This is a genomic window from Patiriisocius sp. 208BN25-11, assembly GCF_058147145.1.
Genome location: NZ_JBYVJY010000082.1, coordinates 1 through 257, shown reverse-complemented (window position 1 = coordinate 257; position 257 = coordinate 1). Strand labels below are relative to the sequence as shown.

Genomic DNA, 257 nt, shown 5'->3' with positions numbered 1-257 from the left:
ACAAATCCGTCACAAGCCGATAAAATTCTTACTCGAAAAATTCAGCAAGCTTCCCAATTAGGAGATATCAAACTTCTCGACCATATCATTTTAACGAAAGATGACTACTATGCATTTGCAGACAATGAAGAACTATAATGAAACTTAATTGCATTTATTCATTACCAAAAGAGATTAAAAAAAGAAAAATCTACAAAAATATGAAGCCGACTCAAACTAGTCAAGGATTTACCGCTACGAGTTCTTCCTTGCCAGTT

Annotated in this window: 1 protein-coding gene; it reads left to right on the top strand. The window is 33.5% G+C overall.

Annotated elements, in window-relative coordinates; translation table 11 throughout:
• A partial coding sequence (locus ACY2RS_RS15650; RefSeq protein WP_490099596.1) for a JAB domain-containing protein occupies window positions 1–138 on the top strand: 138 nt, incomplete at its 5' end.
• Between the last annotated feature and the right edge of the window lie 119 nt (window positions 139–257).